The organism is Lactobacillus sp. Sy-1, from assembly GCF_019303535.1.
Lineage (GTDB): Bacteria > Bacillota > Bacilli > Lactobacillales > Lactobacillaceae > Nicoliella.
Genome location: NZ_JACCIU010000001.1, coordinates 327,161 through 344,392 on the forward strand (window position 1 = coordinate 327,161; position 17,232 = coordinate 344,392).

General features: G+C 40.4%; 17 protein-coding genes and 1 other annotated feature (1 of these 18 running past the window's edge). Of the genes, 8 read left to right on the forward strand and 9 right to left on the reverse strand.

Translation table 11 applies throughout. The annotated features are described in order from the left end of the window. Positions 1–49: a binding site (T-box leader), on the forward strand (it extends 166 nt beyond the left edge of the window). Positions 50–106: 57 nt separating this feature from the next. From HZL42_RS01510 to HZL42_RS01525, 4 genes are read left to right on the forward strand one after another with little or no spacing between them, the layout of a single operon-like run. Continuing rightward, on the forward strand, positions 107–1,147 hold the full coding sequence (locus HZL42_RS01510) for a methionine ABC transporter ATP-binding protein (protein WP_219053957.1): 1,041 nt from the start codon (positions 107–109) through the stop codon (positions 1,145–1,147). Continuing rightward, positions 1,137–1,808: a methionine ABC transporter permease gene (locus HZL42_RS01515; RefSeq protein ID WP_219053958.1), complete on the forward strand. Its 672-nt coding sequence runs from the start codon at positions 1,137–1,139 to the stop codon at positions 1,806–1,808. The genes HZL42_RS01510 and HZL42_RS01515 overlap by 11 nt, the downstream gene beginning before the upstream one ends. A gap of 13 nt (positions 1,809–1,821) precedes the next feature. Continuing rightward, positions 1,822–2,691, forward strand: coding sequence for a MetQ/NlpA family ABC transporter substrate-binding protein (locus HZL42_RS01520; RefSeq protein ID WP_219053959.1), 870 nt, complete (start codon positions 1,822–1,824; stop codon positions 2,689–2,691). Between the two features lie 36 nt (positions 2,692–2,727). After that, the gene (locus HZL42_RS01525) at positions 2,728–3,201 is read left to right on the forward strand and encodes an S-ribosylhomocysteine lyase (protein ID WP_219053960.1); all 474 of its coding nucleotides are present in this window, start codon (positions 2,728–2,730) and stop codon (positions 3,199–3,201) included. A 211-nt stretch (positions 3,202–3,412) separates the two neighbouring features. On the opposite strand, the gene HZL42_RS01530 is transcribed toward HZL42_RS01525, so the two are convergent. Beyond that, positions 3,413–3,967, reverse strand: a complete 555-nt coding sequence (locus tag HZL42_RS01530; protein ID WP_219053961.1) for a TetR/AcrR family transcriptional regulator — start codon at positions 3,965–3,967, stop codon at positions 3,413–3,415. Between the two features lie 139 nt (positions 3,968–4,106). Here HZL42_RS01530 and HZL42_RS01535 point away from each other — a divergent pair, with 139 nt between their 5' ends. The 3 genes from HZL42_RS01535 to HZL42_RS01545 all read left to right on the forward strand — a co-directional run bounded on the left by HZL42_RS01535 (position 4,107) and on the right by HZL42_RS01545 (position 6,297). Further along, the gene (locus HZL42_RS01535) at positions 4,107–4,958 is read left to right on the forward strand and encodes a hypothetical protein (protein ID WP_219053962.1); all 852 of its coding nucleotides are present in this window, start codon (positions 4,107–4,109) and stop codon (positions 4,956–4,958) included. 102 nt (positions 4,959–5,060) lie between these two features. Next, positions 5,061–5,924 carry an NAD(P)-dependent oxidoreductase gene (locus HZL42_RS01540; RefSeq protein ID WP_219053963.1) on the forward strand — a complete coding sequence of 288 codons (864 nt, stop codon included), beginning with the start codon at positions 5,061–5,063 and terminating at the stop codon, positions 5,922–5,924. A 202-nt stretch (positions 5,925–6,126) separates the two neighbouring features. Next, positions 6,127–6,297, forward strand: coding sequence for a hypothetical protein (locus HZL42_RS01545; protein ID WP_219053964.1), 171 nt, complete (start codon positions 6,127–6,129; stop codon positions 6,295–6,297). 760 nt (positions 6,298–7,057) lie between these two features. Here HZL42_RS01545 and HZL42_RS01550 read toward each other — a convergent pair. From HZL42_RS01550 to HZL42_RS01575, 6 genes are all read right to left on the reverse strand, one after another. Then, entirely contained in the window at positions 7,058–7,237 is a 180-nt protein-coding gene (locus HZL42_RS01550) for a helix-turn-helix domain-containing protein (RefSeq protein ID WP_370629275.1), read from the reverse strand. A gap of 198 nt (positions 7,238–7,435) precedes the next feature. Then, positions 7,436–8,890, reverse strand: a complete 1,455-nt coding sequence (locus tag HZL42_RS01555) for an APC family permease (RefSeq protein ID WP_370629276.1) — start codon at positions 8,888–8,890, stop codon at positions 7,436–7,438. Positions 8,891–8,910: 20 nt separating this feature from the next. Then, on the reverse strand, positions 8,911–10,254 hold the full coding sequence (locus HZL42_RS01560) for an aspartate aminotransferase family protein (RefSeq protein ID WP_255552522.1): 1,344 nt from the start codon (positions 10,252–10,254) through the stop codon (positions 8,911–8,913). A gap of 209 nt (positions 10,255–10,463) precedes the next feature. Continuing rightward, positions 10,464–11,492: a CAP domain-containing protein gene (locus tag HZL42_RS01565; protein WP_219053966.1), complete on the reverse strand. Its 1,029-nt coding sequence runs from the start codon at positions 11,490–11,492 to the stop codon at positions 10,464–10,466. Positions 11,493–11,723: 231 nt separating this feature from the next. Continuing rightward, positions 11,724–13,787 carry a heavy metal translocating P-type ATPase gene (locus tag HZL42_RS01570; RefSeq protein ID WP_219282825.1) on the reverse strand — a complete coding sequence of 688 codons (2,064 nt, stop codon included), beginning with the start codon at positions 13,785–13,787 and terminating at the stop codon, positions 11,724–11,726. 107 nt (positions 13,788–13,894) lie between these two features. Continuing rightward, complete coding sequence (locus tag HZL42_RS01575; protein ID WP_219053967.1) at positions 13,895–14,338, reverse strand: CopY/TcrY family copper transport repressor; 444 nt, start codon at positions 14,336–14,338, stop codon at positions 13,895–13,897. A gap of 138 nt (positions 14,339–14,476) precedes the next feature. On the opposite strand from HZL42_RS01575, the gene HZL42_RS01580 reads away from it, so the two are divergent. Beyond that, positions 14,477–15,877, forward strand: coding sequence for a flavocytochrome c (locus HZL42_RS01580; protein ID WP_219053968.1), 1,401 nt, complete (start codon positions 14,477–14,479; stop codon positions 15,875–15,877). Between the two features lie 50 nt (positions 15,878–15,927). Here the strand turns inward: HZL42_RS01580 and HZL42_RS01585 are convergent, their stop codons facing one another. Then, positions 15,928–16,791 carry an aldo/keto reductase gene (locus tag HZL42_RS01585; protein ID WP_219053969.1) on the reverse strand — a complete coding sequence of 288 codons (864 nt, stop codon included), beginning with the start codon at positions 16,789–16,791 and terminating at the stop codon, positions 15,928–15,930. Between the two features lie 23 nt (positions 16,792–16,814). Then, entirely contained in the window at positions 16,815–17,171 is a 357-nt protein-coding gene (locus HZL42_RS01590) for a hypothetical protein (RefSeq protein WP_219053970.1), read from the reverse strand. Positions 17,172–17,232 lie beyond the last annotated feature (61 nt).

The following is a 17,232-nucleotide window of genomic DNA, read 5'->3' on the forward strand; positions in this document are numbered from 1 at the left end:
AAAAGAATCATTAAGTAGGGTGGTACCGCGTATGAATTACGCCCCTAGGTTCATTAAATATGAACCTGGGGGCGTTTTTTAATTGCTAGTAAACGAAGGTGAGTAAATGGCAACAGGTGTAATTAATTTTAAAAAAGTTAATAAATCTTTTGATACTGATGAAGGTGTTAACCATGTTTTAAAAGATATTGACCTTTCAATTCCGAAGGGAAAGATTTTCGGAGTGATTGGTTATAGTGGAGCTGGTAAGTCAACTTTAATTCGTTGTATTAACGGCTTAGAAAAACCAACTGATGGTACAGTGACGTTCAATGATCAAATAGTCAATCAGTTAGACCACAAATCATTATTAAATTTGCGCGGCAAAATCAGTATGATCTTCCAACAGTTCAACTTGATGCCAGGAAGAACGATTGCTGAGAATATCTCTTTACCAATTAAGTACCAGGGTTTTTCCAAGGAAGAGGTTTCAAGTAAGGTCCGCAAGCTCTTGGACTTGGTCGGGTTACCAGATAAATATTCTGCATACCCATCATCATTATCAGGTGGCCAGAAGCAACGGATTGCGATTGCACGTGCGTTGATCAATGACCCAGAAGTACTACTCTGTGATGAAGCAACTAGTGCTTTGGATCCTGAAACGACCGATTCAATTTTGACCTTACTAAAGCAGTTGAATAAGGACTATGGGATTACGATTATAATTGTTACCCATGAAATGCACGTAATTGAATCAATCTGTGATGATATTGCAGTTTTGGATAAGGGAAGCATCGTTGAACAAGGAAATGTTTATGCGGTCTTTTCTGATCCGAAGGAAGAGTTGACGAAGAAGTTCATTAATACGACTTCAAACTTGAAGATTTCTCAAGAACTTGTCGACACCATTAATTTGAGACCTGGACAGAAGTTGATTAGATTGAGTTATCGGGACGGTGAGACGGTAACACCTTTGATTTCAGATATTTCACGACAATTCAACGTGAATGCCAACATCATTATTGGTGATATCAAACTGATTCAAAAGCAGTTACTGGGTGGTTTGATTATCGTCTTAGATGGTGACAAGGCGGCTGTTGATTCAGCTGAACAATACTTACAACAACAAAAAGATGTTGAAGTGGAGGTGATTAATCATGCTAGATAAGTATTTCCCAAACGTTGCTGCAAACTGGCAAGCATTTACAGAGTCAATCTTAGAAACGATTGAAATGGTAATTATCGCTGGATTAATCTCCTTCGTAGTTAGTTTATTATTAGGAATTATCTTAGTTGTTACCCAACAGGATGGAATCTCACCTAACCGGGTTGTTTGGAACATCATTGATAAATTGATCAACCTCTTTAGATCAATTCCATTCATTATTTTGATTGTAGCCCTGATTCCATTGACGACCGTTATTTCAGGAACTGCAATTGGGGTTCGTGGGACGATTTTCCCACTAGTAATCGGAATCACCCCCTTCTTTTCCAGACAAATTGAATCAGCACTGAACGATACCAATTCTGGTTTAATTGAAACTGGCGAGGCAATTGGGTTAACTAATTTTCAAATCATCAGATCAATTTACTTACATGAAAGTATTTCTGGATTAACCAGAATGACCACCACGACTATTGTTAGTTTAATCGGTTTGACAGCCATTGTTGGTGTTGTTGGTGGAGGAGGCTTAGGAAACTTTGCTATTCAATATGGTTATCAACAAAACCAATTCGACGTTACGTTAGCATGTATTATCGTGCTTTTGATTATCGTAACAATCGTTCAAATTTTAGGAACATTAATATCTGAAACACTAAAACATTAGGAGATGTAAGCAAATGAGTAAAAAGAAACGATTACAGTGGACATCCTTAAGTATTGTTGGAGTATTAGTAGTTATTTTAGGATTTATCATTTTCTCAGGAAAAGGGAATTCATCGTCCAGTAGTTCTAATAATAGTAAGACAAAGGTCGTTAATATTGGTGTTACTGGTTCCACCGATATCCCAATTTGGAAGGAAATCAATAAGAAATTAGCTAAGGAACATATCTATGCAAAGGTAAAGGTCTTTAGTGATGGGGATGCGTTGAATCAAGCTACTTCCAATGGGCAAATTGACATTAACTCATTCCAACACTATGCCTTTCTAAAGCAAGAAGAACAACAGAAGCACTATAAGTTTGCTGTGATTGGTCAAACATACATCCAGCCATTGAACATCTACTCCAAGAAAATCAAGAGCGTTAAGGAATTAAAGGATGGCGATAAGATAGCGATTCCCAATAATCCTACCAATGCTGGTCGGGCTTTGAAAGTACTTGAGAAAGCTGGTTTAATCAAAACCAACCCTAAAAAGGGATATTCACCAACCTTAACTGACATTACTAGCAACCCTAAGCACCTCAAAATTATTGAAGTTGACCCTGCTGCAATTTTGAAGTTATTACCAAACTTTGCAGCTGGAATTACTAATGCTAACTATGTGCAAGCTAACCACATGAACCCAGCAAAGGATTCTATTTTCCAAATTGCACCAGACCTTAAGGACCCATACAACAAGCCTTGGATTAACGTTTTGGTAACTCGTGAATCAGAAAAGAACAATGCTACATTTAAGAAGGTGGTTAAAGCATACAATTCTAAATCTGTTTATGATTTAATTAAGAAAGAATACAAGGGCGTTGATGTCCCAGCATTTAATTACTAATTTAATATATTTAAAAATAGAAAGGTTGATTTATTTATGGCTAAAGTAGAAAGTTTCACCCTTGATCACACTAAGGTTCAAGCACCATACGTTCGTTTAATTACTGAAGAAACTGGGGAACACGGTGACGTGATTTCTAACTACGATTTACGATTAGTACAACCTAATGAAGAAGCAATTCCAACCGCTGGATTACACACGATTGAACACCTCCTGGCAGGATTACTTCGTGACCGCTTGACCGGTGTGATTGACTGTTCGCCATTTGGTTGTCGGACCGGTTTTCATTTAATTACTTGGGGTTCACATTCCACCGAAGACGTTGCTAAGGCATTGAAGAGTTCATTAGAAGAAATTGCTAACAACGTGGAATGGAAGGACGTTCAAGGGACGACTGCAGAAAGTTGTGGAAATTGGCGTGATCATTCGCTATTTTCAGCTAAGGCATGGGCAAATACTATCTTAGAGCAAAAGATTAGTACCGACCCATACGTTCGAAAAACGATTTAATTGACTAACTTAACTTAGGAGTGATGGGGATGGCACTATTTGACAACTATATTTTTCGAACATTTTTAATTGTTGCTTTTTGGGTGGCATACCTAGCACTGGTTAAGTTTGTATTTCGAAAAAAACCAACGCACAATAAATGTAAACGAAAGTAAAAAAGATGAACCCGGTCCGACTTAGGTGCGGGGTTCATCTTTTTAGTTAGATAACGCTATTCACTGAATGATCCTAGGATGGCACGGAGCTCCTTAATCACTTCCAGTTGATGTTCAACCGAAAACGTTTCCGGATTTTGGATGTAGTAGCTAATGGCCTTCAACACTATGACCGCCATTAGTTCAATTACGAGGGGGTCGTTAGAGACGTGCCGTGAATTCAAAGCTCCTGCAATCATCTTTTTCATTTCTAGATTAATGTCGATATCCTCCACCTTAATCATTTGTAACGCTAAAAATGATTTACGGAGTGAATTATCGTTGATCATTGATTTAACAATGCTGACGACGGCATCTCGGTCTGCATCAGAGTTAGTTTCAATTGATTTAAAGTGATTTTGAACAATTTCAAAATACTCTTCAATAAACTTATCACCAATATGTTTGGCTAGGTCATACTTATCTTGAAAATGATCGTAGAATGTTTTCGGGTTGATTTCTGCATTCTTAGCAATTTGAATAACGGTAACCTTATCAAAACCGATGCTGATTACCAAATCAATAAAGCTATTTTCAATTTCACGAAGGGTGCGTTTTACTCTTAAGTCCATTTGAATCCTCCCAGTTATGTAATAGATACCACCATTATATTACTTAAGTAATGCAGCGGACAATTTTAACCATTGTTGAAGCTGAATTCATCATTTAAGATATAATCATCAACTAACAACAGACAAGGGGTTTTGCAAAATGGCAGATTACACAATTAAATTCAGCGTTGACGGGCGGACAATTTTACAGTCAGAAATTTTAGACATGGAACTTAGTCGTTACCACCATGTATTCGATGTATTTGCTTCCAAGGGCATTGATATTAATTTGAATGGTAAGAAGCAATCATTGAGCGAACTGAAGGCCCTTAGTTTGGATGATGCTAAACTAGCACTAGCTCAAACGAGAGAATCAATTGGTAAGCCTAAGACATTGGAACTTTTCAAACCTGAAATTGAACGTAGTGATGAAATGTGGCAGACTATCGCTAAGAATGCGGATCCTAATCAACCCCTCCAACAAGCAATCGTGGAAGTTGAAACTGACAACATCTCGTTGATTCAATTCATGTTATTCAACCAATCATTGGCAAAGGAAAACAACCTCTACCTCCCATCGATGATTCATCCAGAACACTACTACTTTGATGCTCAAAAGGGCGGTCGCCAAGTAATCATGGAAACCTTTGGGATGTACAAGGATCCTTCTTACTTGGATTTACAACCAGCAGCAATTAAGAAATACCCAATTACGCCCGATGCGGACGATGATTTAATCATGGCTGGAGATACTTTCTTAGCTGATAGTGGCATTAATACTACGATCGTTGGAATGCACCAATTGAAGAACAAGCCGAATGGGATGAAGGTTAAACTAGGGGTCTTTCTTCCTCAATCGGCACCAAAGGAAATCTTGGAAGGTCATAAGTGGCACTTGATGGTTGAATTTAATAACGGGCTTCATTTCGCCGTTAAGAAGCAACCTAATTTCTTCCAAAAAATGATTTTTAAAACGGTCCTTAAGAAACTTAAAAAAGATATGAAGAAATAATAATTAGGCGGCGCCCGTGATTGGGAGCGGCCTTTTTAATTGAAATTAGTGGATTTACCTGCATATAATATGGACATTAAATAAATTAAAGAGGGCATTGAAATGAAAATTGGATTTATTGGAACCGGGGTTATGGGAACCGGCATGGTTCTCAATTTAATTAAGCATCATTATGATGTAACCGTTTATAATCGGACCAAGGCGCACGCCGCGGATGCAATGAATGCTGGGGCTAAGTGGGCGGATTCACCAAAAGAATTGGCAGCTGAAGTTGACGTAGTCCTAACGATTGTGGGCTTTCCCCAGGACGTGGAGGAAGTTTACTATGGTGATAATGGATTGTTCCAGTCTGCTAAAGCGGGGCAAACGTTGATTGAAATGACCACCAGCAAACCTAGTTTAGAAGTTCAGATTGCTGAAACTGCTGATGCTAAGGGAATTAAGACGTTGGATGCTCCCGTTTCTGGTGGAGATGTTGGCGCGAAGAACGGGACTTTAACCATCATGGTTGGTGGCGAACAGGCTGTCTTTGATGAAATGAAGCCGGTTTTGAGCGCCATGGGTAGCAACGTAAACTTGTTTGGGGGTCACGGAAAGGGTCAACACACCAAGATGGCCAACCAAATTATGATTGCGGGAACCATGACCGGATTATCCGAAATGTTGGCCTACGGGAAGTCAGCTGGCTTGGATCTTTCCGCATTGGTCAAGACCGTTTCCCAAGGTAGTGGTGATAACTGGAGCCTTGATAACTATGGTCCCCGAATCCTCGCTGGTGACTTCAAGCCAGGGTTTGCTGCTAAGCACTTCTTGAAGGACTTGCGGATTGCCCTGCAAGAATCTGAAAAGATGGATGTGCCACTACCAGCTACTGAAAAGGCCAAGGAACTCTATGAAAAGATGGTTGATCAAATGAACCTGGGAAACGATGGAACCCAGGGGTTAGTGAAGTTGTATGAGAAATAGGTTGAATTAAAATAATTTTTTCCTATACTATAATAGTAATGAATGTTAAATGTTATGGGTGTTTCGTCATACCAATTATTATTTATTAATGGTCTAAAAAATATTTTTTGTGTGGCTGATTGTTATTTAAGTACTCAATTTCTATTTAATGATGAATTCTCTTAACTATTTCATGATTTTAATTTTTATTGGAGTGATAGAATTGAAAAAAGATAAGGCTATTTTAGGATTAATGTTGCTTATAAATATTGCATTAGTATCTTCTGGATCTAGTAATTTATTCGTTAAGCTCGTCGCAATGTTTCTATCATTTGCAATTTTAATAAAGGGCTTTAAACTCCTAAAGGAAAAATTTAAAGCTGGTAGTAATTAATTTGATTCCTTAATTAGCAAGCTGCGTTAAGAGCAGTGGCTTATTTAACTAAAAGCAAACTAATGAATTAGTCGCCCAATTAACTTCACCAAAAGGTTGGGACGACTTTTTTATTAAATTAATTATCCCCAAACATTTTATCATGAGTTCCGATGTTGATAGCAGTTACAATTAAATCACCATAGTTAATAGAATAAGTGACTATAATATCATTCAATGGATTTGATTTACATCCCTTAGGAGTATCTCTAATGTGAAATTCCCTGTAATCGCTTAGTTAGTAAGATAACTGATGATCATGGAATTCAGGGCTAGGTCTAAATCTTAACTTGGCCATTAAAACTGATTCCAGTACTCATCATTAGATTTAACGATTGGGTTAGGAGCAATAATTTCCTATGCAATTAAGACTTAAGGTTGGTGATATTGAATAGTTTTAAATTAGCTATGTTAAACTATCACTATTAAACAATAAGGGAATGGTTTATAATCGATCACTTTAAAAGTATTGCAATTATCATCTCATACCTAGTCCTACTATTCGGAATCATCATGCTCAGTGTGGGCTGGTCGCTGTTTAAATTTCGCGCGTTGAGAAACAAACCAGCTTGGGATGGAATTGGCGGTAAAATAATTAAAACTGGTATTTGGGTAACGATTTTAGGGTTAGCGCTAACCGGTTTATCGTTATATTTGCTAGGAAATTAGATCAAAAAGTCGCCCGTAGGATTTACTAAAAATCTTACGGGTGACTTTTTGATTATTCCTTTTCGTATTTAATAATGTCACCTGGGGTGCAATCTAAAGCTTCACAAATCTTAGTGAGCTTTTCAAAACGAATTCCCTTAGCTTTATTATTCTTTAAAATGGATAAGTTAGCCGGAGTAATTCCAATTTTATTTGCGAGTTCTTTTGATGACATCTGTCGTTTTAAAATCATTATATCTATAATCATAACGATGATTTTAATGAACTTACAAACAAACTAAAAAAGAATTGAATCAATGCCGATTAGCAACTGGTTCAATTCTTTTTAATTTTAAATATTAGATACTGGGCGCGTTATCTTCTTTCCGTAAAAGTAAATTATACATAAAAAGACCACCACATTAAAAATGTGATGGCCCCTATAAATTAACTATTTAACTTCTTCACTAGTTTCAGAATCCCGTTGATCAGGAATTGCTGAGTTAGCGTGGGTAATACTGTAAGTGAAGTAAATGATTACCCCGATGATAAACCAAACCACTGAATAAATTTTAGCATCAGCATCTAGTCCCAAGAAAATTGCAAGAGAACCCAAGAAACCAAGGGCAGGGAAGACAGGATAGAATGGTGATTTGAATGGAGCAACTGGCAAGTCCTTACCTTCACGTCTTCTAAGTGGGTACATTGCAAGTGATACGAACATGAATGCAATCAAAGTCCCAGTTGAAATCAATTCAGCCAAGAAGGTGAATGGGAAGACCCCACCCATTACGATTCCAACAATCGTGATAATCCAAAGAGCAGTACTTGGCAAGTGGTTCTTGTTAAGCTTACCAACACCCTTAGGAAGCATCTTGTCACGACCGAATGAGTAAATCAACCGTGAACCTGCCATCATCATGGCAATCAATGCAGTGAACATTCCAAGAACGGCAACTGCAGTAACCACTGAGGCGATGATAACGTGACCTTGTTGTCTCAATGCCCAACCAACTGGTTCAGCGTTGTTAGCGTAGTTAGTGTATTTGAACATTCCAACCAATACTAATGATACTAAAACGAAGAAGATGGTACCGATAATTAGTGAACCGATGATTCCACGTGGCATTGTCTTCTTAGGGTTCTTTGCTTCAGCAGAGTTAGAAGCAATTGAATCAAATCCAATGTAGGATAGGAAGATGGTGGAAGCCCCGGCGTAGATTCCTTGCCAACCACCGAAGGAAGTTCCTGGCTTATGAGCAGGAACAAATGGAACGTAGTTTTGAGCCTTGATGGCAGTAGCACCAACAACGATAAACGTAACGATGGCAAGTAACTTTAGAACAACCAATAGGTTTGCAACCTTGGAACTCTTGTCATCACCTAAGAATAGGATGAAGGAAACAATTGCAACGGTTAGAACGGCGATGATATCAACCACCCCACCGTTAGTTCCTAGTCCAAATGCAAGTGCGTTTGGTAACTTCCAGCCTAATGGGGAAATTAATCCTTGCACATTGGCTGATAGTCCAGACGCCACGAAGGCAACGGCAATTAAGTATTCAGCTAGCAACGCCCAACCGACGATCCAGCCCCAAAACTTTCCAAATACCACGCTGACCCATGAATAAGCAGATCCAGCAAATGGTAGTGATGACGCCATTTCAGCATAGTTCAAAGCAACTAAACCAGCAACCACGGCGGCAACTAAATACGAGAACACAACCGCTGGACCAGTATGCAATGCAGCCACAATTCCGGGCAGCGTAAAGATTGATGTTGAAAGGATGGTTCCAAGTCCTAAAGCCAAGAAGTCCTTAACGGTTAGCTTCTTTTCAAGGGCTTTATCCTTCTGTTGATAAAAGCGGAAGTCCACTTTTTCATTCATTTTTTTCCAAATTGACATACACAAAACTCCTTTTAATTTTACCAGCCGATGCCATTAAGTTCGGCTGAATCTTTAATGTTACCATTTTTAAGGTCTTGCATGGCATGCTTAATAATTTCAAGACCTTCGTAAAGTTCTTCCTTCTTGATTACTAACGGTGGTTGGAATCGTAAGATATTCCCCCGTACAGTAATCATGATGGCTCCTAATTCAAAAATGCGATAGATTAACTTAGTTGCAGCCTTACTATCTGATTTTCCGGTCTTAGGATCAACAATGTTAATTCCGCCATTTAAGCCATATAATCGAACATCGCCGATGAAGTCAAATTGTTTTTGCAATTCTTTGAAGTACTTTTCGGCATATAAACCTAAGTCGTGACTTCGTTCAACTAGCTTCTCATCGCGAATCACATCCAGGGTAGCATTAGCAGCAGCTGTCGTAACTGGGTTTCCAGCGGTAGTGTATACGTTTCCAGGAGCGTCCAGTGAATCGATAATTTCTTTCCGACCCACAACTGCACTTAATGGCAGACCGGAGGCAATTGACTTCCCAACCGCAATTAAGTCAGGGTGGACTTCAGGGAAGTGATCGATTGACCACATCTTACCAGTCCGGCCCATTCCCTGGTTAACTTCGTCGATTGCTAATAAAATGCCGTTGTCACGGGCAAACGCAGCAACTTGGTTTAAGTAGCGTTCGGGCACCTTAGCAAAACCACCATCCCCTTGGATGGCCTCTAATTCGATTACAGCAGTTTCATCTGCCGGTAAGTAGGTATCAAATGGTAACTTAAAGGCATCGAACATCCGATCGATGAATTCATCTTCCGTTTCGCCATCTTTTTTATACCAAGGACTAGGAAATGGAACTTTAATTACCCCTGGTAACATTGGACCGATCTTTCTGGTCATATTAAGGCTAACCCCAGAAGTAGTAATGGAACCATAAGTGGAACCATGGTAGGCGCCAGTAAAACTAACTATGTATTGTCGACCCGTATAGGCTCTTGCGTACTTAATGATTGCATCATTAGCATCTGATCCAGAGTTACCCCAGGTAACCTTGGCAGGGCCATCAATTGGTGCGATTTCCGCAAGCCGTTTAGCTAGCTTAGTGGCCGGTTCATTTGCAAAGTAAGCTGGTGTATATTGAATTAACTTCGCAGCTTGATTTTGAATTGCTTTAACCACCGTCGGGTGTGAGTGACCGGTATTTGTAGAGGAAGCACTCGATAGAAAGTCGATATACTTATTTCCATCAGCATCAGTTAGAATCGCACCCTTGCCAGATTCAATTACGATATCAAAATATTTGATTCGAGAACCCTTGGCAAAGTATTTACGTTCTTCTTTAGTTAAATGCTTATTTTCATTAGACATATTTAACAACTCCTCTAGTGTTTTATCCATAAAATGTGATATGGATTAAAATAAGCTTTTTTCTAATCAGTTTCTAATTATATATTAACTAGTTTAAATGTCAATCTCTTTTTGTAATTTAGCGGTTGCTTAAATTATAAATCCTGATACAAAAACAATCCAATCTGCAATTGAGCAACTTGGATTGTTTAATATTGAAACATTTATAATTATTTATAGTAGTTCCCGAATTCCATAGCTAGGTAAATATCATTGCTTCCTGCCACACTGTAGACGCTGATTCCAACTTGTTTATTACTTGAATCCATATCGTTTACATAGTGACCATGTTCTTGGCCATCACCGTTTTCGGGGCCTTCTGCTTGGAAGGCACCAATGATTTTATTGCTGACCGTGTTTGGAGTGTCGCCATCAGTGTAGAAACTTTTTCCTAGGTTTTCGGATAGTGAACTGGAATGGCTGCTAACGTCTAGGCCTAATTGCTGTGCATCGTCATATGCAATTAATTGGCCGCTTGCATCCCAGTGATCAAAGTTAGATGAGATTTGTTGTGCCCTTAGTTGAGCAATCTTAGTTAGTTGGTCGTTAATGGTTAATGCTGGTAATCCAGCTGCAGTTCGTGCGCTATTAACTTGATTCAACGCTGATTGCGCAATTGCTGAAAGGGTATTAGAGTCGTTCCAATCAACGTTGGTTTGATTCATTAGGCTCTGAACCGTGCTAGATGGGTTATTGGTTGCAGAACGTGAGTAGTCCATGTTAGCAATGGCAGTTGATGCATTTGGATCGGTATTAGTGGTGGTATTAGCAGTATTTTGTTGGGTGGTAGTACCCGTACTAGTGCTAGTAGTAGGGGTTGAAGAGGCCGTGGTCCCATCGCTAGATTTGCTGGTGCTGCTTGGGGTCTTCTTCACCTTATCGGTAGTGGTAGTCTTGGTGGTGACTTTGTAAAGGGAGCTGAGTCTAACCCAACCAACCTTTTTACCATTTTGGGTTAGGAGGGCGTATTTAATTCCCCGCGTCTTCGCAGTTGATTCCAATTTAAATGATCCTGAAAGCTTGTAGTTATTAGTCCCCTTGCTCTTTTTAGAAGTGGGCAGGCTCTTGTACAGGGTAGTTGTCTTAGTCTTAGCTTGATATGTAACAGTTGTAGTTACTTTAGCACTGGCAGTTAGTTGACTACCAGCCAGCAATGATAGTAACGTCGCTCCAGCAATTAAAAAATGATTGGATTTCATATGAAAGACTCCTTAATATAGATAAATTATATTTTCCAACTGTGCTTAGTATAACGTAATTTAAGTTTAATTTCGAAATTTTGCAGTTAATTATTGATTGTAGTTATTGATATTTTGAATCAAAAATGTAGCCTACCACCAGTGGTGGTAGGCTACATTTTTGTCGGTATATTAAATGTCCTGTTTAGTTCTATACTAAACATTTTATGATAAACATCAAGCAAAAACGCTCTATTTCTCAATGTGAAGCGTCATCGCATTAATAGCAACGATTACGGTACTCAATGACATTAGGATGGCACCAACCATTGGGCTTAGAATAATCCCAGCAAACGCTAAGATTCCAGCAGCTAATGGGAGGGCGATAATGTTATATCCAGCTCCCCACCAAAGGTTTTCCACCATTTTATTTTCTGATGAACGGGCGAGCTTCAGTAGGGCGATTACGTCCTTAGGATCGCTATTAACCAAGACAACGTCAGCTGAGTCGATTGCAACGTCGGTTCCAGAACCAATTGCGACCCCAAGGTTGGCCTTGGCCAAACTTGGCGCATCGTTGACCCCATCACCAATGAACATTACGGCACCAGCTTGTTGGTACTTGGTAACTAGCTTTTGCTTATCCTCTGGCTTTAAGTTGGCTTCAACCTTAGTGATTCCTAACGTTTTAGCTACCTTATCAGCAGTTTGTTGATTATCACCAGTCAGCATTACTGGTTGAATCCCTTGTGAAATCAGATATTTGACCATCTTGTCTGAATCGGGTTTGATTTGATCCCCTTCGGCAACCAGCGCGAGGGCCTTACCGTCAGCGGTTAGGTAGCTAACCGTATTTCCTTGGGATGCCACCTGGTTGAATTTTTGTTCATCAAAATCAATTTGATTTTCAGTTAGGTACTTGCTGGAAACCACTTGGTATTGCTTACCATTAATGTTGGCCTCTAGCCCCGCACCGGTAATTTGCTTAACGTTTTCGGCCGTTTCTAACTGCAGGTTTTTAGCCTTAGCTGCAGCCAGAATCCCACTGGCTAGTGGATGGCTAGAAGTTTGTTCAGCACTGGCAATTAGCTTAAGAGCGTCGTCATCAGAAAGTTGATCTGAAAGACTCTTCACTAAGTTGACCTTGAATTGCCCCTGGGTTAAGGTCCCAGTCTTGTCCATGAGAGCGTACTTTAGTTTTTTGGTGCCTTCAAGTGCGTCTCGGTTTCTGATTAACAGGCCGTTCGTTGCCGCTAGTGAAGTGGTTCGTGAAACAACGAGTGGAATTGCCAGTCCCAAAGCGTGGGGACATGCAATGATTAGGACGGTTACGGCAGTGGTGGTTGCAAATGAGACCCCGCTTACCAAACTCCAGATTAGCCAAGCAACAATTGCAATTGATAGGGAAGCATAGAACAGGTATCCAGAAACCTTATCAGCTAGGTTTTGATTCTTGGACTTGCTATTTTGGGCGCTAGAAACCAAGTCCTTAACCTTAGATAGGTAGCCTGAATCACCAGTTCCAGTAACCTTGAATTGGATGCTACCATCATCATTAGTGGAACCACCGATGACCTTATCGTTGACGTTCTTTTCAACGCTCCGCGATTCACCAGTTACCAGTGATTCATTGACCTTGCCGCTACCATCGGTAATGATTCCGTCAGCTGGGATTTTTTCACCAGCCTTGACCAATACCATATCGCCATTATGCAAATCAGTTAACGAAACGCTCTTAAAGCTGCCATCTGATTGCTTAACACTTGCGGTGTTAGGCAACAAGTTGGAAAGCTTATCGACTGCAGATCCGGCATTCATGATCGTATTCATTTCAATCCAGTGGCCCAATAGCATGATGACAATTAAGGTTGATAATTCCCAGAAGAAATTGCTGACCATCGTTCCGCTGTTGGTTAGATTATTATGAATTACCGAGTAAATACTGTAAACGTACGCAACGGAAATCCCCATTGAAATTAACGACATCATTGCGGGTTGCTTAGCTTCTAGTTCACCTTTGGCACCGCTGAAAAATGGTTTCCCACCGTAGAAGAACAGGATGGTTCCTAGAATGGCAACGATCCAGTCGGAGCCCTTGAAGAAGAATTGGAATGGCAGTCGCATTCCCATCATTGGTGACATGATTAAAATGGGAATCATTAATGCAAAGGATCCCCAAAACTTGTGCTTGAGGTTACCCATGTTCATCATGTGGCCACCATGCATCATCATCATGCCACCACCGCTCATGTTCATACCGCTCATGTCGTGGCCACCGTGGCCCATGTCCATGTGGCTCATATCCATGTTGCCCATGGCTTTGTGATCGTCCTTATGCATGTTCATGTGATGACCATCTTTGTGCATGTCCATGTCATTCATGTTCTTACCGTTCATTTTCATGCCCTTCATATCTTTGTCACTCATTTCATATCATCTCCGCATTTCCTATATTGATTTTCGAGGCAATTGCAATTTACCTTTTCAGGAGCATCTTTTTGTTTCGCCGTTAGTTTATCGATTAACAGCTGAATATCGCTTTTACTAATGGCAAAATTATCAATAATGGTACCGATTTCTTTACCAACTTTCATTTCACACATGTTATTAAATAACGATACTGAAACGGCGTTCATTGCATCCTTCTCACTAATGTTAGGTGAGTAGAGATAACCTGTACCTTGCTTTTTGGTATTTAGGTACCCCTTGTTCTTCAACCTGGTGATTAAAGTTTTTGTAGTGGATGGTTTCCAATCGTTCTTACTTTCCATTTCATCAATAATTTGGCGACTAGTACACTGCCCTAGTGTCCAGACGATTCGCATTACGCACCACTCTGAATCCGTGATGCTAACGTTATCACTCATAAAATCACTCTCCATTTGTGAATTAACTATGTATAATATAACACTGCGGTTTACACATGTAAACTAAAACGCTTAACCAGCAATTTCAGTGGATTTAATATAAAATAGGGATAATATTTGGAATTAGGAGGCAATGGAATGGGAAAGGAAATTTTTAACCCAACCCCAATTAATGAACTTAAGGCTAAATACGATGTAATTGTGGTTGGTTCAGGAGCGACCGGATTAGTATCGGCACTTCAAGCTCATGAACTAGGTTTGCGTCCAGTAATTTTAGAAAAAATGGAACGATTGGGTGGTAATACGAACCGGGCTTCTTCCGGGATGAATGCTGCTGAGACGGAAGTTCAGTTGAAGCATCATGTCGTTGATAGTTTTGATGCGTTTTATAATGATACCTTCAACGGTGGTGATCGACAGAATAACCAGGAGTTGCTACGCTACTTTACCACGCATGCGGCATTGGCAATCGACTGGTTAGCTGATCACGGCATCAAATTAGATGATATAACCATAACTGGTGGAATGGGAACCAAGCGGACCCACCGGCCTAGTAGCATGGCACCAATTGGTAACTTTCTGGTCACTTCGTTTTTAAAGTTGATTCAAGCGGCCCAAATTCCAGTCTTTACGCAGGTTGACGTGCAAAAGATTAACCAGAATGACGGACAGGTCACCGGGGTTGCTGTCCAGTTAGTGGATGGAAGTGAAAAGCAGGTAGCTGGGGACGCAGTTGTTCTTGCTACCGGTGGCTTTGGTGCCAGTAAGCAGATTATTAAGCGGTACCGCCCCGACCTCGTTCATTATCGGACTACGAATCAACCAGGAGCAACTGGGGATGGACTGAAGTTAGCAACTGCTGCTGGAGCAGCGCTGGTTGACATGGATAAAATTCAGGTGCACCCAACCGTTCAACAGGATACGGACCATGCGTTCTTAATTGGCGAAGCGGTCAGGGGGGAGGGCGCCATTCTAGTTGATGCGAACGGCAATCGATTCGTGAATGAGTTGGCGACCCGTAAAAACGTTACCGCAGCAATTAATGAGTTGCCCGAACAAAGTGCCTATTTAATCTTAGACCAGGGGGTTCGGGAACATGCGCAGGCGATTGAGTTTTATGATTCGATTGGGCTAGTGGTGCACGGCCCTAGTTTATCAGAATTAGCGACTCACATTGGGGTCGATGCCAAAACGCTTGAATCAACAGTTCAGGATTGGAACCAAGCTGTTGCCAGCCATTCCGATCATCAGTTTGGGCGCACGACTGGAATGGATCGGCAGTTAACCCACGAGCCATTCTTTGCGATTCACATTGCGCCAGCGGTGCACTATACCATGGGGGGCTTAAAGGTAAACCATTTGACCCAGGTACTAGCTGATGATGGAGATGTAATTAGTGGTCTGTTTGCGGGTGGCGAGGTTGCCGGTGGATTACATGGTTATAACCGAATTGGTGGGAATTCCATTGCTGAAACGGTTATTTTTGGGCGTCAAGCTGGTCAACAAACCTATCGCTATATTCAAAAATTAAGGAAATAAAAAAACGTGGGTTCCGTAATTGCGGAATCCACGTTTTTGGGTTGATTTGATTAGTCCAAACCGTTTAAGTTAGTTGTATATTTGCTAAGCCGAAGCACTGTCTTTGGATCAGTATGGTCAGCTGAAACGCCTTCCTTACGGTCAAGCTCACTAATTTGTTTCATTTCATCATCAGAAAGGTTAAAGTCAAATACATCGACGTTTTCCTTAATTCTTGCTGGTTTAGCACTCTTAGCGATTGAAACGATGCCACGTTGGAATAGCCATCTAAGCATTACTTGCCCAACCCCCTTGCCATGACTTTCAGCAATTTGTGAAAGGGTGGGATTAGTAAAGATGTGGTCGTAACCTTGAGCAAATGGAGCCCATGCTTCAGGTTGAATTCCGTAGCTCTTCAGGTAGTCTACCGTAGCTTTTTCTTGGTTCCAAGGGTTAATTTCAATTTGGTTGATTGCTGGTTTAACCTTGTTAAATTGAGCTAAATCAGTAATTTGATAGTCTGGGAAGTTAGAAACCCCTAGCGACTTAATTTTACCAGCAGCTTGAGCTTCTTCCATTGCACGCCACGAACCGTAGTTATCACCATATGGTTGGTGAATGAGGTAAAGGTCGAGGTAGTCTAATTGAAGCTTTTCGAGGGAACTATCAATGGCTTGCTTAGTTTTATCATAGCCGTTATCACTAATCCATACCTTTGAAGTAACGAATAATTGGTCACGAGGGATTCCGTTTTGTTTAATCCCCTTGCCAACTAGGGCTTCATTTGTGTAAACCCGGGCGGTATCGATTAAACGGTAACCGGCGCTGATTGCGGCATCAACAGTGTTAGGGGTTTCCTCAGGGTCGGTTAACTTATAAGTTCCAAACCCAACTGCGGGCATCTTGTTACCATCATTTAATTCAAAGTATTCCATTATACTCATTCCTCCACTAATAATTAATTCCAGGCATCGGTTTCGTCTGGATCATCAAAGTTTTGATCGTCTGAATCATCTGGGTCGTCATCCACTGGATTATCGTAATCATCACGATCTTCAGCGGTATCCTCGCCAATGTCATCTGTGATATCACGGTCATCATCATCCGCAGTATCAGTATCAAAGTCATCAGTAGTGTCATCGAGATTATCATCCCAATTGTCATTATTATCATCTGGGGCGTTATCATCAATCATCCGATTGCCATCGCCACTTAAATCTTCAAGCGGGTCTGAGTCTTCATCACCATAATTATCTTCGTCGAAAACGTCGTTTAAATCATCAACGTTATCAAAATCATCGTCATTGTATGACATATTTATCACCTTACTATTTGAGATTGAATTTATCTTTAGTTTATCACAGACCCAAACGAGA

What these genes read in the sequence shown, in the direction of transcription:
- HZL42_RS01510 (WP_219053957.1), top strand. Translation starts at nt 107, where the DNA reads ATGGCAACAGGTGTAATTAATTTTAAAAAAGTTAATAAATCTTTTGAT.
- HZL42_RS01515 (WP_219053958.1), top strand. Translation starts at nt 1,137, where the DNA reads ATGCTAGATAAGTATTTCCCAAACGTTGCTGCAAACTGGCAAGCATTT.
- HZL42_RS01520 (WP_219053959.1), top strand. Translation starts at nt 1,822, where the DNA reads ATGAGTAAAAAGAAACGATTACAGTGGACATCCTTAAGTATTGTTGGA.
- HZL42_RS01525 (WP_219053960.1), top strand. Translation starts at nt 2,728, where the DNA reads ATGGCTAAAGTAGAAAGTTTCACCCTTGATCACACTAAGGTTCAAGCA.
- HZL42_RS01530 (WP_219053961.1), bottom strand. Translation starts at nt 3,967, where the DNA reads ATGGACTTAAGAGTAAAACGCACCCTTCGTGAAATTGAAAATAGCTTT.
- HZL42_RS01535 (WP_219053962.1), top strand. Translation starts at nt 4,107, where the DNA reads ATGGCAGATTACACAATTAAATTCAGCGTTGACGGGCGGACAATTTTA.
- HZL42_RS01540 (WP_219053963.1), top strand. Translation starts at nt 5,061, where the DNA reads ATGAAAATTGGATTTATTGGAACCGGGGTTATGGGAACCGGCATGGTT.
- HZL42_RS01550 (WP_370629275.1), bottom strand. Translation starts at nt 7,237, where the DNA reads ATGATTTTAAAACGACAGATGTCATCAAAAGAACTCGCAAATAAAATT.
- HZL42_RS01555 (WP_370629276.1), bottom strand. Translation starts at nt 8,890, where the DNA reads ATGTCAATTTGGAAAAAAATGAATGAAAAAGTGGACTTCCGCTTTTAT.
- HZL42_RS01560 (WP_255552522.1), bottom strand. Translation starts at nt 10,254, where the DNA reads ATGTCTAATGAAAATAAGCATTTAACTAAAGAAGAACGTAAATACTTT.
- HZL42_RS01565 (WP_219053966.1), bottom strand. Translation starts at nt 11,492, where the DNA reads ATGAAATCCAATCATTTTTTAATTGCTGGAGCGACGTTACTATCATTG.
- HZL42_RS01570 (WP_219282825.1), bottom strand. Translation starts at nt 13,787, where the DNA reads ATGGGCAACATGGATATGAGCCACATGGACATGGGCCACGGTGGCCAC.
- HZL42_RS01575 (WP_219053967.1), bottom strand. Translation starts at nt 14,338, where the DNA reads ATGAGTGATAACGTTAGCATCACGGATTCAGAGTGGTGCGTAATGCGA.
- HZL42_RS01580 (WP_219053968.1), top strand. Translation starts at nt 14,477, where the DNA reads ATGGGAAAGGAAATTTTTAACCCAACCCCAATTAATGAACTTAAGGCT.
- HZL42_RS01585 (WP_219053969.1), bottom strand. Translation starts at nt 16,791, where the DNA reads ATGGAATACTTTGAATTAAATGATGGTAACAAGATGCCCGCAGTTGGG.
- HZL42_RS01590 (WP_219053970.1), bottom strand. Translation starts at nt 17,171, where the DNA reads ATGTCATACAATGACGATGATTTTGATAACGTTGATGATTTAAACGAC.